The organism is Chachezhania antarctica (assembly GCF_003646465.1).
Classification (GTDB): Bacteria; Pseudomonadota; Alphaproteobacteria; order Rhodobacterales; family Rhodobacteraceae; genus Chachezhania; species Chachezhania antarctica.
Window position 1 is genome coordinate 284,255 of sequence record NZ_QZEX01000002.1, and the last position, 14,643, is coordinate 298,897.

13 protein-coding genes are annotated in these 14,643 nt (G+C 65.8%); 6 read left to right on the forward strand and 7 right to left on the reverse strand.

The window, feature by feature from the left end:
• The first annotated feature begins 103 nt into the window (after window positions 1–103).
• The 5 genes from D4754_RS05130 to D4754_RS05150 all read left to right on the forward strand — a co-directional run bounded on the left by D4754_RS05130 (window position 104) and on the right by D4754_RS05150 (window position 4,250).
• Window positions 104–1,246, forward strand: coding sequence for an acyl-CoA dehydrogenase family protein (locus D4754_RS05130; RefSeq protein WP_121061849.1), 1,143 nt, complete (start codon window positions 104–106; stop codon window positions 1,244–1,246).
• Window positions 1,246–2,277 carry an enoyl-CoA hydratase/isomerase family protein gene (locus tag D4754_RS05135; RefSeq protein ID WP_121061850.1) on the forward strand — a complete coding sequence of 344 codons (1,032 nt, stop codon included), beginning with the start codon at window positions 1,246–1,248 and terminating at the stop codon, window positions 2,275–2,277. The genes D4754_RS05130 and D4754_RS05135 overlap by 1 nt, the downstream gene beginning before the upstream one ends.
• A gap of 87 nt (window positions 2,278–2,364) precedes the next feature.
• Entirely contained in the window at window positions 2,365–3,237 is an 873-nt protein-coding gene (mmsB, locus tag D4754_RS05140) for a 3-hydroxyisobutyrate dehydrogenase (protein WP_121061851.1), read from the forward strand.
• 89 nt (window positions 3,238–3,326) lie between these two features.
• Entirely contained in the window at window positions 3,327–3,653 is a 327-nt protein-coding gene (locus tag D4754_RS05145) for an excinuclease ABC subunit A (protein ID WP_121061852.1), read from the forward strand.
• 207 nt (window positions 3,654–3,860) lie between these two features.
• Complete coding sequence (locus D4754_RS05150) at window positions 3,861–4,250, forward strand: HEAT repeat domain-containing protein (protein ID WP_163025782.1); 390 nt, start codon at window positions 3,861–3,863, stop codon at window positions 4,248–4,250.
• Window positions 4,251–4,590: 340 nt separating this feature from the next.
• Here D4754_RS05150 and uvrA read toward each other — a convergent pair whose 3' ends face one another.
• On the reverse strand, window positions 4,591–7,479 hold the full coding sequence (uvrA, locus tag D4754_RS05155; RefSeq protein ID WP_121061854.1) for an excinuclease ABC subunit UvrA: 2,889 nt from the start codon (window positions 7,477–7,479) through the stop codon (window positions 4,591–4,593).
• Window positions 7,480–7,715: 236 nt separating this feature from the next.
• Here uvrA and D4754_RS05160 point away from each other — a divergent pair, with 236 nt between their 5' ends.
• Entirely contained in the window at window positions 7,716–8,081 is a 366-nt protein-coding gene (locus D4754_RS05160) for a hypothetical protein (RefSeq protein ID WP_121062235.1), read from the forward strand.
• Here the strand turns inward: D4754_RS05160 and D4754_RS05165 are convergent.
• The 6 genes from D4754_RS05165 to D4754_RS05190 all read right to left on the reverse strand — a co-directional run bounded on the left by D4754_RS05165 (window position 8,078) and on the right by D4754_RS05190 (window position 14,567).
• Window positions 8,078–9,250 (reverse strand): MFS transporter, encoded by a 1,173-nt coding sequence (locus D4754_RS05165; protein ID WP_121061855.1) that lies wholly within the window; start codon window positions 9,248–9,250, stop codon window positions 8,078–8,080. The two genes, D4754_RS05160 and D4754_RS05165, sit on opposite strands and share 4 nt — an antisense overlap.
• A 129-nt stretch (window positions 9,251–9,379) precedes the next feature.
• On the reverse strand, window positions 9,380–10,234 hold the full coding sequence (locus D4754_RS05170; protein ID WP_121061856.1) for an SHOCT domain-containing protein: 855 nt from the start codon (window positions 10,232–10,234) through the stop codon (window positions 9,380–9,382).
• 198 nt (window positions 10,235–10,432) lie between these two features.
• Window positions 10,433–10,912 (reverse strand): GNAT family N-acetyltransferase, encoded by a 480-nt coding sequence (locus D4754_RS05175; RefSeq protein WP_121061857.1) that lies wholly within the window; start codon window positions 10,910–10,912, stop codon window positions 10,433–10,435.
• A 66-nt stretch (window positions 10,913–10,978) separates the two neighbouring features.
• Window positions 10,979–12,373, reverse strand: coding sequence for a dihydrolipoyl dehydrogenase (lpdA, locus tag D4754_RS05180; protein ID WP_121061858.1), 1,395 nt, complete (start codon window positions 12,371–12,373; stop codon window positions 10,979–10,981).
• A gap of 235 nt (window positions 12,374–12,608) precedes the next feature.
• Window positions 12,609–13,184: a DUF924 family protein gene (locus tag D4754_RS05185; RefSeq protein WP_121061859.1), complete on the reverse strand. Its 576-nt coding sequence runs from the start codon at window positions 13,182–13,184 to the stop codon at window positions 12,609–12,611.
• Window positions 13,185–13,289: 105 nt separating this feature from the next.
• Window positions 13,290–14,567, reverse strand: coding sequence for an MFS transporter (locus D4754_RS05190; RefSeq protein ID WP_121061860.1), 1,278 nt, complete (start codon window positions 14,565–14,567; stop codon window positions 13,290–13,292).
• Window positions 14,568–14,643: the final 76 nt, after the last annotated feature.

Here is a 14,643-nt window from a genome sequence, read left to right on the forward strand (position 1 = left end):
GCGGGCCACATGATGTTTGCCTATCCCCTTTCGGGGATAGGGTTTGCCTCCGGCGGGAGTATTTCTGAAAAGAAGAAGCCGGACCGGTTCTGGGAGGACCCCGATGGATTTCGCGTTGAGCGATGAACAGACAGCCATCTTCGACATGGCGCGCGCGTTCGGCGAGGCCGAGATCGCGCCGTTCGCGTTGGAGTGGGAGAAGGCGGGGACAATCCCGCGCGACTTCTGGCCCAAGGTGGGAGAGCTGGGGTTCGGCGGCTTGTATGTGTCGGAGGAGGCTGGCGGATCCGGCCTGTCACGGCTGGATGCGACGCTCGTGTTCGAGGCGCTGTCGATGGCCTGTGCGTCGGTCGCGTCGTTCCTTTCGATCCACAATATGTGCGCGCGGATGGTGGACAGCTTCGGATCGGACGATCTGAAGGCACGGGTGCTGCCCGGCGTCTGCGCGATGGAGACCGTGCTGTCCTATTGCCTGACGGAGCCCGGGTCGGGCTCGGACGCGGCGGCGTTGAAAACGCAGGCGGTGCGATCGAATGACGGCTACGTGCTGAACGGGACCAAGGCGTTCATTTCGGGGGGCAATTACTCCGACGCCTACGTCGTGATGGTGCGCACGGGCGATGACAGCCCGAAGGGGATTTCCACCGTCTATGTCGAGGCGGGGAGCCCGGGGCTGAGCTTTGGCGGGTTCGAGGACAAGATGGGCTGGCGGGCGCAGCCTACCGCGCAGGTGCAGTTCGACGATTGCAAGGTGCCGGCCGGAAACCTTGTGGGGGCCGAGGGCGACGGGTTCAGATACGCGATGATCGGGCTGGATGGCGGGCGGCTGAACATCGCCGCGTGTTCGCTGGGGGCGGCGCAGGCGGCGCTGGACCAGACGGTGGCCTACATGGCCGAGCGGAAGGCCTTCGGGAAGAGCATCGACCAGTTCCAGGCGTTGCAGTTCCGGGCCGCGGATCTGGAGATCGAGCTGCAGGCCGCGCGAACGTTCCTGCGACAGGCGGCGTGGAAGGTGGATCAGAAGCACCCGGACGCCAGCTATTTCTGTGCCATGGCCAAGACGTTCGTGACGGAGGCCGGATCGCGCATCGTGGACCAGTGCCTGCAGCTGCATGGCGGCTATGGCTACCTGGCCGATTACGGGATCGAGAAGCGGGTGCGCGATCTGCGGGTGCACCAGATCCTGGAGGGCACCAATGAAATCATGCGCCTCATCGTGGCGCGCCAGCTTCTGGGAACGCGGTGATGCACGATCTGAACATCCGGGTGGAGGGCCGCGCGGGCCGCATCACCTTCACCCGCCCCAAGGCGCTGAACGCGCTGAGCCATGACATGTGCCTGGCGATCGAAGCGGCGATGCGCGCCTGGGAGACCGACCCGGACGTGCGCATGGTGCTGATCGATGCCGAGGGCGAAAAAGCCTTCTGCGCGGGCGGCGACATTGCCGAGCTGTACCGCACCGGGCGGGAGGGCAACTACGACTACGCGCGCACCTTCTGGCGCGACGAATACCGGCTGAACAATTACATCGCGACCTATCCGAAATCTGTCGTCAGCCTGATGCAGGGCTTCGTCATGGGCGGCGGCGTGGGAATCGGCTGCCATGGCGGGCATCGGGTGGTGGGGGACACGACCCGGATTTCGATGCCCGAATGCGGAATCGGCCTGGTGCCGGATGTCGGCGGCACGTTCCTTCTGGCGCAGGCGCCCGGCGCGCTTGGCGCCTATCTGGGGTTGACCGGCGCGCGGATGGACGCGGCCGATGCGATCCACGCCGGTTTCGCCGATATCTACCTGCACGAGGAGCGCTGGCCCGAGCTGATATCCGTCCTGCTCTCGACAGGTGAGGCCGACCGGGTGCTGGGCTATTCCGACGCCCCGCCACCCAGTGCGCTGGCCGCGGCACAGGGCGAGATCGGTGCCGCCTTCGGCCTGCGTGGCCCGGCGGAGATCCTGGCCGCGCTCGACGGGATGGAGGGCGACTTGGCGGCTTCGGCGGAAAAAGCGCTGCGGCGCGGCTCGCCCCTGTCGATGGCGGCAACGCTGGGGATTCTGGACCGGCTCGCGGCAGACGGGATTTCCATGGGGCGGGCTCTGGAGCTGGAGTTCCGCTTTACATGGCGGGCGATGGAACAGGGGGATTTCCTGGAAGGCGTGCGCGCCCAGATCATCGACAAGGATCGCAATCCGGCCTGGCGCTACGGGCTGGAGGACCTGCCGGACGCGGCGGTCGAGGCCATTCTGGCGCCGCTGGGCGAAGACGGTCTCGTCCTGTGATACACCGCAGTCACCGCTGCGCGAGATGCCTTTCGAAGCGACGAATTTGGGCGCCCTGATCGTGGCCGCCAAGGAGGAGAAGACCACATGAAGATCGCATTCATCGGACTGGGCAACATGGGCGCGCCGATGGCCGCCAACCTGATCGCCGCAGGCCAAGAGGTCACCGGCTTCGACACCGCCGGGATCGAGGTCGACGGCGGTGCCAGCGCCTCCAGTGCACCGGCCGCCGCCAAAGGGGCGGAGGTGGTGATCACGATGCTCCCCAACGGCGCGATCCTGCGCGCCGTGGCGGACGAGGTAATCCCGGCCATGGCGTCCGGCGCGCTGCTGCTGGATTGTTCCACCGTCGATGTCGACAGCGCCCGCGCGGTGGCCGATCAGGCCGAAGCCGCCGGGCTGCTGGCTGTCGATGCGCCCGTGTCGGGCGGGATCGGCGGCGCGGCGGCGGGCACGCTGACCTTCATGGCCGGCGGCAGCGAGGCCGCCTTCGCCAAGGCGGAACCTCTTTTCGACATCATGGGCCAGAAGGCGGTGCATTGCGGCGGCTCCGGCGCAGGCCAGGCGGCCAAGATCTGCAACAACATGATCCTTGCCGTCACCATGATCGGCACGTGCGAAGCCTTTGCGCTCGCCGACAAGCTGGGCCTCGACCGCCAGAAGATGTTCGACGTGGTCTCGACCTCGTCGGGCTACAGCTGGACGATGAACGCCTACTGCCCCGCGCCGGGCGTAGGCCCCCAAAGCCCGGCCGACAATGGCTACACGCCGGGCTTCGCCGCCGACCTGATGCTGAAGGACCTGCGCCTGTCGCAACAGGCCGCCGAAAGCGCCGATGCCGACACGCCCATGGGCGCGCTGGCCCAGGCGCTCTACGCGACATTCGTCGAGGACGAGGACGGCAAGGGCCGGGATTTCAGCGCCATGCTGCCCCGGTTCGAAAAGCGCGGGCGGGGATAGGCGGAACTCCGCAGGGGCGGGAAGACAGGGGGAACCTCTCCCGTCATCCGGGGTTATATTCCCGAAATATGGAAAGAGAGGATACCGCCATGCACCGCATCCTGCGCGCGACCGCCATCGGCCTCGCCACCGCGACCCTTGTCGTGCCCGCCGCCGTCACCGCCGGCCCCAAGGGCTGCCCGCCCGGTCTGGCGAAGAAGGGTTCCTGCACACCGCCGGGGCTGCGCTCCAACCACAACGACGTCTACAAGGGCGACCGTGTCGACCGCGACTACATCATCATCGAGAGCCCGGGCCGCTACGGGTTCGAGCCCGGCTACGATTACTATCGGTACGGCGGTCAGGTCTACCAGATGGACCGCCAGACACGCGAAGTGCTGAACGTGATCGGCGCCGTCGCGACGCTGTTGAACTGACACTCGGGCGCGCCGGGCGCCCATGCCCCGGCGCAGTCCGGGCCGTGCCCGTTTCGACAGGCGCGCCCGATTGCCGTCAAACAGAATGCATTCCGTCACATGTTCGTTGCAAAGCCTGACTAGGAGCTGAGCCAATTCTACTTGGCTCAACCTGTTGTCGAACGGCCGCCACGGACCATGCACAGCCCCTGCCCCGTCTGTTCCGCAATGACGCCCCAGGCCGCCGCCTTCTGCCCGGCCTGCGGGACCGAGATCGCCTTCGGCGGCCGTCCCGCCGACACGATGCCATGGCTCCTGTCGCACCTGAAACGCTCCGACAGGGACGTGCGGATCAGCGCCATCCGCGCCCTCGGCCAACGCGCCGATCCGTCCGCATCATCCGCGCTCGCGCGGCTCGCCCTGTCGGCCCCGCGGGACATCTGGCAGGCGGTCGATGCAATCCGCGCCCTGCACCAGATGCCGATCTGCCGCGAGACCGACGACGCGTTGATGCAGATCCGCGATGCCCACCCCTCCGCCGCCGTCCGCGCCATGGCCCGGCACGTGCACGAGGAGATGTTCACCTTCTCGCGCGGTTACGCCGACCCGGTCCTCTAAGGCCAGCGCCAGTCCCGATCGCAGATGTGGGTCCGCCTCCGGCGGGAGTATTTCGGGAAGAGAAGAAAACACGCGCCCTGCCCCGGTGCACAGATATCCTCCAAGCCATCTCTGCGGAGCCACCGTCGCCTGGGGCCGATGAGAGCGGTCGCGGCCGTCCCGTCAAGGGGCCGCGAGGCCCGCGCATCGCGCGGCTTGCCCTTGACGGGACGGGCGTGAGCGCTCAGGCCCCAACCAGGCGATGGTGGATCTGCAGGGATGGCGGGCCCATCTCTGTGGTGAATCCGAGCTGACCGGCCACGTGACCACCGTAGGGTGTGTGCTTCGCACGCACCATTCCCTACTCCGCCGCCAGCCGCTTTCTCTTGGGATCCAGCAATGGCTTCAGGTAGTGCCCGGTATGAGACCCCTCGACCGCCGCCACCTCTTCCGGCGTGCCGGCGGCCACGATCCGTCCACCGCCATCGCCGCCTTCCGGGCCGATGTCGATGATGTGGTCCGCGGTCTTGATGACATCCAGGTTGTGCTCGATCACCACGACCGAGTTCCCCTGCTCCACCAGTTCGTGTAGCACTTCCAGGAGCTTCTTCACGTCCTCGAAATGCAGCCCCGTCGTCGGTTCGTCGAGGATGTAGAGCGTCTTTCCCGTCGACCGGCGCGCCAGTTCCTTCGACAGTTTCACCCGCTGCGCCTCGCCGCCCGACAGCGTCGTCGCCTGCTGGCCGACCTTGATGTAGCCCAGGCCCACGCGCATCAGCGCGTCCATCTTCTCGCGGATCGACGGGACCGCCTGGAAGAAGCCCTGCGCGTCCTCGACCGTCATGTCGAGCACGTCAGCGATGGACTTGCCCTTGAACGTGATCTCCAGCGTTTCGCGGTTATAGCGCGCGCCCTTGCAGGTTTCGCAGGTCACGTAGACGTCGGGCAGGAAGTGCATCTCGATCTTGATCACGCCGTCGCCCTGGCAGGCCTCGCACCGGCCACCCTTCACGTTGAAGCTGAAGCGCCCGGGCTTGTAGCCGCGCGCCTTGGCTTCGGGCAGGCCCGCGAACCAGTCGCGGATCGGCGTGAAGGCGCCGGTATAGGTGGCCGGGTTCGACCGAGGCGTGCGCCCGATGGGGCGCTGGTCGATGTCGATGACCTTGTCGAGGTGTTGCAGGCCCTTGATCGTTTCACAGGGTGCCGGCGTCTGCCGCGCGCCGTTCAGGCGCATCGAGGCCGTCTTGAACAACGTCTCGATGGTCAGGGTCGACTTGCCGCCGCCGGACACGCCCGCGACGCAGACGAACTTGCCCAGCGGGAAATCGGCCGTGACCTCCTGCAGGTTGTTGCCCGTGGCCTTCACCACCGTGATCGACTTGCCGTTGCCCTTGCGCCGTTCGGCCGGAACCGGGATCTCGCGCGTGCCGGACAGGTACTGGCCGGTCAGGGAGGCGGGATCGGCCGCGATATGATCGGGGGTACCGTGGCTGACCACCTGCCCGCCATGCACACCCGCGCCCGGGCCGATGTCGAAGACGTAATCGGCCTCGCGGATCGCTTCCTCGTCATGTTCCACGACGATCACCGTATTGCCCTGGTCGCGCAGCGATTTCAGCGTGCCCAGCAGGCGGTCATTGTCGCGCTGGTGCAGGCCGATGGACGGCTCGTCGAGCACGTACAGAACCCCGGTGAGGCCGGAGCCGATCTGCGAGGCCAGCCGGATCCGCTGGCTTTCGCCGCCCGACAGCGTGCCGGAATTCCGCGACAGCGTCAGGTAATCGAGGCCCACGTTGTTCAGGAAGCCCAGCCGTTCGCGGATTTCCTTCAGGATGGCGCGGGCGATCTCGTTCTTCTGGACCGAGAGATGTTTCGGCACCGTTTCGCACCACTCGAACGCTTCGCGGATCGACATCTGGACGACCTGCCCCACGTGGAGAAGATCTTCCTGAGGGCCATCGGCCGGACCGATCTTAACCGCTAGTGCCTCGGGCTTCAGACGGTACCCGCCGCAGCTGCCGCAGGGGCGGTTGTTCTGGTAGCGTTCGAACTCCTCGCGGATCCAGTTCGAATCCGTCTCGCGGTAGCGGCGTTCCATGTTCGGGATCACGCCTTCGAAGACGCGCGACACCTCGTAGACGCGGCCGCCGTCGTCGTAACGGAACTTGATCTCTTCCCTGCCCGATCCATACAGGAACATCTGCTGTACCTTCTCGGGCAGGTGCTTCCACTTGGTCTGGGTCTTGAAGCCGTAATGCTTGGCGAGGGAATTGATGGTCTGCAGGAAGTAGGGCGATTTCCCCTTCCGCCACGGCGCCAGTGCGCCATCGGCGATCTTCAAGGCCGCGTCGGGAACGACGAGGCGTTCGTCGAAGAACAACTCGACACCCAACCCGTCGCAATCCGGGCAGGCGCCGAAGGGGGCGTTGAAGGAAAACAGGCGCGGTTCGATCTCAGGGATCGTGAAGCCCGACACGGGGCATGCGAAATTTTCGCTGAAGGTCAGGCGTTCCGGCTCGCCCTCGGTCGGCGCGGTTTCCAGCGTGGCGATGCCGTCGGCCAGGTCCAGTGCGGTTCGCAGGGAATCCGCCAACCGGGTTTCGATGCCTTCGCGCACCACGACGCGGTCGACGACGACGTCGATGTTGTGGCGGAATTTCTTGTCGAGCGTCGGGGGCTCGTCCAGTTCGTGGAACTCGCCGTTCACCTTCACGCGCTGAAAGCCCTGCTTGCGCAGGTCCATGAATTCCTTGCGGTATTCGCCCTTCCGGTCCCGCACGATGGGGGCCAGCAGGTAGGCACGGGTGCCGTCCCCCAGCGCCATGATCCGGTCGACCATGTCCTGTACCTGCTGCGCTTCGATCGGCAGGCCGGTGGCGGGGCTGTAGGGTGTGCCGGCGCGTGCATAGAGCAGGCGCATGTAATCGTAGATCTCGGTCACCGTGCCGACGGTGGAGCGCGGGTTCTTCGATGTCGTCTTCTGTTCGATGGAAATCGCGGGGCTGAGGCCGGTGATGTGATCCACGTCCGGCTTTTCCATCATGTCGAGGAATTGCCGCGCATAGGCCGACAGGCTTTCGACATAGCGCCGCTGGCCTTCGGCATAGATCGTGTCGAAGGCCAGGGACGATTTGCCCGATCCCGACAGACCCGTGATCACGACCAGCTGGTCGCGGGGAATGTCGACATCGACGCCCTTCAGGTTGTGTTCCCGCGCGCCGCGGACCGATATGAATTTCTGTTCGCTCATGACACCCCCGGCCAATGTCTTCCAGACATAGGTCAGCGGCGGTGAGTCTCCAACCTAAAAATGCGAACATAATGTGAACACGTGGGGTCGCATAACAAGGTTTGTGACGGGATTGCCCGCGTATCGTGCAGAGGATCGGCAAGGCTCCGCTGCAAGGGGGTGGGATCACGTCGCTGTCAGGTGACGACTCTGTTGCGGTTTGCGATGCTGGCCCCCGGATTTGGATGGAGATCGATATGCAACTCAGCAGACGTGGCCTCCTCGCCCTGCTTCCGGCGCTGCCCGGGGCCCCCGCCTTTGCCCACCATGGCTGGCGCTGGACCGAAGACAGCGAGTTTGAGCTGACCGGCGTGATCACCGAAGCGAAGCTCGGCGATCCGCGGGGCATTCTGACGGTCGAGGCGGACGGCAAGAACTGGGAAGCGCGGCTGGGCCAGCAATGGCGCGGCGGCCGGACCGGGCTGGACGAGGACATGCTGTCCCCCGGCACGGAGATCATCCTGCGCGGCCGGCGCGACGACGATCCGGGCCTGCCGCGGATCGAGGTGGACCGCGCAATCCTTGAGGGCGAGACCTACGAGCTTCACCCGGTGCCGGCCTAGGCTTTCACCACGCGCGCCCGGCGGGCGGCGGTGACCGTGTGCACCAGCGCCCCCCCGGCAAAAAGCGTGGCGGCGAAGATCAGGAACCCGGTCAGCCCAAGGCCCAGCACAAGTGCGGCCAGAACCGGCGTGCCGAAGGTGGTGCCCACATTGCCCATCTGCGCCATCGCGCCGTTCGCCTGCGCCTGCCCCCGCGCGCCTGCATTCAACTGCGGGATAGCGGTGAAGGACGCGCCCTGCACCAGCCCCAGCACGGCGGATAGCAGCAGATAGGGCCAGCCCGCACCCGGCAAAGCGACGATCGCAACGCTGGCCAGAAGGGCCGCCACGAACCCGGCCCGCACCACCCGCACGGCTGGCACCCGGCGCAGCAGCCAGACGCCCAGCGTCATCGACGATGCGATGCCCACCAGCGGGAAGGCCGCGAAGGTCGCCGCGCGGATCGCTTCGGGCACGAAGGGTGGCATGATGGTCAGGATCGCCACGTAAGACCCCGCGTAGAACACCCAGCCCAGCCCGGCGGCGGAAAGGTAGGGGGAGCGGTAGATCTCGACATGTTCGGCCAGTATCGCCCGCGGGGACAGGGTACCGGGCTGCGGGCCGACCACGTCGCGCGGCAACAGGATCAGGATCAGCCCGGCCATCGCGGCCATGTAGACCCCGTGGGCGGCAAACAGCGCCGGCACGCCGTGGGTCCGCAACAGCGGCAGCCCCAGCCAGACCAGCAGCGAGAAAGCCACGCCGAAGAACGTGGACCAGAGCGACAGGGTCAGGCCCCGGTGACGCTCGGCCGAGATCTGCGCGATCAGCGTGGGCGCGGCCACGACGATGGCAAGGTGCGAGGCTCCTTCGGCCGCGCGGGAGACGAGGAACAGCCAGAGTGGCGGCAAAAGCGCCTGCACGCCCGACAGGACGGCGCCCAGCAGCAGCGCCCAGATCAACGCGCGACGAAAGCCCGTCCGCGCGACGACCAGCCCAGCGACCACGCCGAACACGATGCCGACCGAGCCCACAAGCGACACGGCGAAACCGAGCGCCGCGCCGGTATTGCCGTAGATCTCGGCAAGGTAGGTATAGGCGACCGACACCTTGCCGAACTGCGCCGCCGCCCCCATGCCTGCGGCCCAAAGGCCGATCACCTTGGCGAAGGCGGTTGTTGTTCTGTCCATGATGCCGGTTCCGTCGCCTGCACGACCCGGCCCCATGGGCGGGACCGGGCGAAGCCGGTTTGGAACCGGCTTCAGATGCGATCTGGAAACCGCTTTTAACGGCCCTTTGCAAGGGCCCTGGTCCCGGGGTCAGAGGCGGGACAGAAGCTCGGACTTCTTGGAGGTGAATTCCTCGTCCGTCAGGATGCCACGGTCCCGCAGCGCGCCCAGCCGTTCGATCTGGTCGATGATGTTGCCCTCGGCACTGGCCTGCTGCATCGCCTGCACCGGTTCCGGAGTGGGGTTCGGCTGCTGCGCCATCTCGGGCATCGGTTCGGGCTGCGGATCATAGGTCGGCTGCGGCGCGGGTTGCGACTGTTGCGGCGCAACGCCATCGACCGAGATCACCGGCAGATCCGACGGACGGTAGGTTCCGAACTGGCTGGAGAAAGTCAGGCCGTCGGTGGACGATCCGCTTTGCTGCTGGCCGAAGCCGCCGATCTGGTGATCGCCCGCGTCGTAGATCGTCGTCCGGCCGCCGATCTTCACGGCCAGACGCCGGGTCGACGGGAAAAACGCGTAGCGCATGTCGTTCTGCGCGCCCTGGGACGAGGGCTGGCCCAGTTCCTGCGGCCAGCTTTGCCCCGGTTCCTGCACGAACAGGCTGGAGTTGCCGAAAGCCGTGGTCTGGTAGCCGCCCTGGCTCTGGCTTTGGCTGGAGCCCATGGGCTGGAACACGGTCGCGTTGCGCAGGGAATTCGACAGGTCGTTGCACAACGCGTCGACCCGGCCCTTCAGCATGTTGTTGAACATGTCGCCGATCATGATCATCCCGCCCATGGACCACTGGCCCATGCCGCCGAACTCCCAGTGATCGAACTGCGCCTGCGTGCCGCCGCCATTGTTCACGGCAACCAGCATATGCGTGACCGCGTCTTGGCTGAAGCCGTGCCGGCCTGCCAGATCGCTGACGATGTTCTGACCTTCGCTACTCAACTGTACCATGTCGTTCCCCCGGGTGCCGGGCCCCTGCCCCGCATGACGATTCGCGGCGGGAGGTAACACGGATAGCGCGACGGCAACACCAGCAGCGGTTGTTGCGGTCACGGGAGTGAAAGGTTCCGGCGGGGAATGGCCGAAGTGATCACGGAATCCCGCCGCGGGTATCGTGTCGGGGCGAGCGGTGCGTGGGGACCACGCACCCTACGGATGCGTCACGGGCTTGCGCATGGTGATGGAGGTTGGTCTGTCGTAGCCCGCATGCGCCGTCTCGCCCGTCTTTCGGAAGCCCATTTTGGTGAAGGCCGCGTGGTTTTCGACGAGTTCGACGCGGGCCTGCAATTCCACCTCGGGCAGGCCTCGTGCGGCCGCCCGTTCGACGGCCAGGTCGACCATCCGGCGCGCCAGCCCTTGCCCGCGAGCCGTATCGTCTACTGCGAGCTTGCCGAGGTAGAGGCAGCCGTCCAGTTCCTTGAAGAACACGCAGGCCACGGGGGGATCGCCCACCACCCAGACCTCGCCGGTTTCGCATTGTTTCGCGATGTCTGCCAGGGTGAGCCGGGTCATCGACGACGGCGGGTCGATGCGGCTGTCCATGTAGGCGAAGGCCCGCTGGATCAGGGAGAGGATGGCGGGGAGACGGGGGTCGTCTGGCCGGCACCGTTCGGGGGAGTGGGGCTGCATCGGGTTTTCTGGCTTGGGAAAGGTGCGTGGGGACCACGCACCCTACGGCAATCTTTCAACGGCGGGCTAGAAGTGGATCGCGCGGCCGTAGGCGTCGAGCACGCTTTCGTGCATCATTTCCGACAGCGTGGGATGCGGGAAGACCGTGTTCATCAGGTCCTGTTCCGTGGTTTCCAGCTGGCGGCCGACGACATAGCCCTGGATCAGTTCCGTCACCTCGGCGCCGATCATGTGGGCGCCCAGAAGCTCCCCCGTCTTCGCGTCGAAGATCGTCTTGATCATGCCTTCGGATTCGCCAAGCGCGATGGCCTTGCCGTTGCCGATATACGGGAAACGGCCGACCTTGATGTCATAGCCCGCATCCTTGGCCTTGGCTTCCGTCAACCCGACCGAGGCCACCTGCGGATGGCAGTAGGTGCAACCCGCTATACTTTCTGGACGTACCGGGTGGACGTGCTCACCGGCGATCAGCTCGGCGACCATGACGCCTTCGTGCGACGCCTTGTGCGCCAGCCAGGGCGCACCCGCGATATCGCCGATGGCATAGACGCCCTCGACACCCGTGCGGCAGTATTCGTCGACCACGACATGGGAACGATCGACCTTGATGCCCGCCTCCTCCAGCCCGAGGTTCTCGACATTGCCGACGATGCCCACGGCACTAATCACCGTATCGAAATCGTGCTTTTCGACCTTGCCGCCAGTTTCGATATGGGCCGTCACCTTGTCCTTGCCGCGATCCAGCTTCTTGACGCCGGACTTCTCGAGGATCGTCATGCCCTGCTTCTGGAACTGTTTCTTGGCGAAGGCCGAGATCTCGGCGTCTTCCACCGGCAGGATACGGTCCATCACCTCGACCACCGTCGCCTCGGCACCGAGCGTATGGTAAAAACTGGCGAATTCGATGCCGATGGCGCCGGAGCCGATGACCAGCAGTTTCTTCGGCATATGCGGCGGTTGCAGGGCGTGCTTGTACATCCAGACGCGCTTGCCGTCAGCCTCGAGCCCCGGCAGGTCCCGGGCGCGGGCGCCGGTGGCGAGGATGATGTTCTTGGCCGTCAGATCCTCCGTCCCCTTGTCGGTGGTGACGGTGACCTTGCCTTTGCCGGCCAGCTTGGCCTCGCCCATGATGGCGGTGACCTTGTTCTTCTTCAAGAGATGCGTGACGCCGGAGGAAAGCTGCTTGGCCACCCCGCGCGAACGCTTGACCACGGCGTCGAAATCGAAGCCGACCTTTTCCGCCGTCAGCCCGAAATCCTTGGCGCGGTGCATCAGGTGGAAGACTTCGGCAGTGCGCAGCAGGGCCTTGGTGGGGATGCAGCCCCAGTTGAGGCAGATGCCGCCCATGTGCTCGCGTTCGACGACGGCGACGTTCAGGCCCAGCTGGGCGGCACGGATGGCGGCAACATAGCCGCCCGGGCCTGCGCCGATCACGATCACGTCGAAGGATTTCCCGGCCATGGCGCCCTCACTTTCATACGGTGGGTCGAAACTGGTTTAATGGTAAACTATCTGGTCCGCGCGGGCAATCAAGGCGTGTCGACGCCCGGGCGCGACATATCGCTCGGGTCCCCCGGACGCACCGTTACCCTGCGGCCGGGCTGCGCCCGACACGATGCTGGCGGCCCCGTCCGGGGCCGCGCGGGGCGCGGGAGGGCAGGTCCGCGGAGCAGGTTTCCCGCCCGCAGCCCTGCGTTCAGGCCGCCTGCAGGGACGTCACGGTCGAGCCATAGCCGCCATCGGCCACGTAGGCCATCTCCGGCGGGGTCGAGGCACGGTCAAGCGCGGCGTTGCGATAGGGGAACCGGCCGAACTGGCGGATCACCTGCCGATGGGCGCGGGCGTGAAGCAGGTTCGAGTCCCCCTCCTCCGGCATCCGCTGCATCATCAGGCGCACGCAGCGTTCCTGGTCCGACAGGTTTTCCGAATGCATCAGGGGCAGGTAGAAGAACTGCCGCTCGGGCTCCTTCACCTGCAGGTCCCAATCGCGATCGATCGCGCATTTCGCGTATTTCCGTGCCAGCGCATCCGTCGCGAAGGCGCGTGCCTCGCCCCGGAACATGTTGCGCGGGAACTGATCCGTCAGCACGATCAGCGCCAGCGCATGGCGCGGGTTCTGCTTCCAGGTGCAGAACGTATCGCGTGACGCGGCCTGCCATGTGTCCATGAACCTGTCGCGGATCTCGCGGTCCAGCGCGTCGTCCACCTTGTACCAGCCTGCTTGCCCGACCTCATTCAGCCAGAAATTCAGGACCTCTTCCGGGTCTGCCATCTTCTGTACTCCACGTTGCAGAGGATTTTCATATTGTTCGCATTCTGCCCGATGAACAGGCAAATATGATCAAGAATTGCAACAGTCCGACATAGTCTTGCGGAATCATGCCGATCCCGGGTCTTCCTCGGCAGCTTCTTCCAGCTCGGCCTCGATGGCGATCTCCTGCGCGACTTCCAGCGCGACGGGCGAATAGCTGGGCGCCACGACGACCATCGCGCCGGCTTCCTCCAGTGGCACCGCGGCACGCTGCGTCGCGCGGTAGGCCACGTAGATCGCGAAGATCATCAGAAGCGTCGCGATGAAGAAGAAGTAGCCCCCCGGCCCCATGATGTTCGGGCCCATCATCCAGCCCACCAGCAGCGGCCCGCAGCTGGCCCCCAGCCCGTTCAGGAAGATCATGCCGCCCGACGCGGCGGCCATGTCCTCGTGCTGAAGGTAGTCGTTGGTATGCGCGATCACGAGCGAATAGAGCGGGTTGGCCGTGCCTCCGATCAGGAACGCGACCCCCAGCAGCACGTAGTAGCTGTCGCCCACAAGATAGCCCGCGAAGGACGCCGCGGCCCCCATCACGGCGACCCCCATGATCATCATCCGCCGGTCGATCCGGTCCGACAGCCAGCCCAGCGGGAACTGCATCAAAAGCGCGCCGACATAGAACGTCGCCACGAAGACCGAGATCTGCAGAACGCTCAGCTTCGCCTGCGCGCCGTAGACGGCCGCCATCCCGTACTGCGCCGCGATCACGCCGCCGATCAGGAACATGCCGACGCAGCCCAGGGGCGAGACGACCCACAGCTCCTTAAGCTTCATCGGCTTCGTCCGGTCGAAGGGCGGCGTGGGCGAGATCGACAGCAGGATCGGCGCGAACGAGATCGACACCAGGATCGAGGCAATCGCGAAGCCAAGATAGCCCGCCGGGCTTGCCACCACGACAAGGCCCTGGCTTGCGATCATGCCGATCATCATCACGGCCATGTAAAGCGACAGCGCCTTGCCGCGGTTGTTGTTGTCGGCGGCATTGTTCAGCCAGCTTTCCGAGGTGACATACACGCCCGAGAAGCAGAACCCGATGATCACCCGGCCGATGGTCCAGACGATGGGATCGGCGAACATCGGGTAGACGATCATCACCGCCGAAATGCCCGACGCCAGCGCCGCGAACACCCGCACGTGGCCCACGCGCCGGATCAGCTCGGGCGCCAGCCGCGAACCGCCCAGGAACCCCACGAAATAGCCCAGGACGATGATCGACATCTCGAGCGTGGAGAAGCCTTCAAGCTCCCCCCGCAGGCCAAGGATCGTGGTCTGCAAGCCGTTGCCGACGGTCAGAAGGCCAAGGCCCAAAAGCAGCGCCCAGGCGCTCGACAGAACTTGTAACATGCGCGCGCGCCTCCGGTCCGTTTGGCTGGCCCTGCCATGACCCGTGCGGCGAGCCATCGTCCTTCCGATGTGCGAC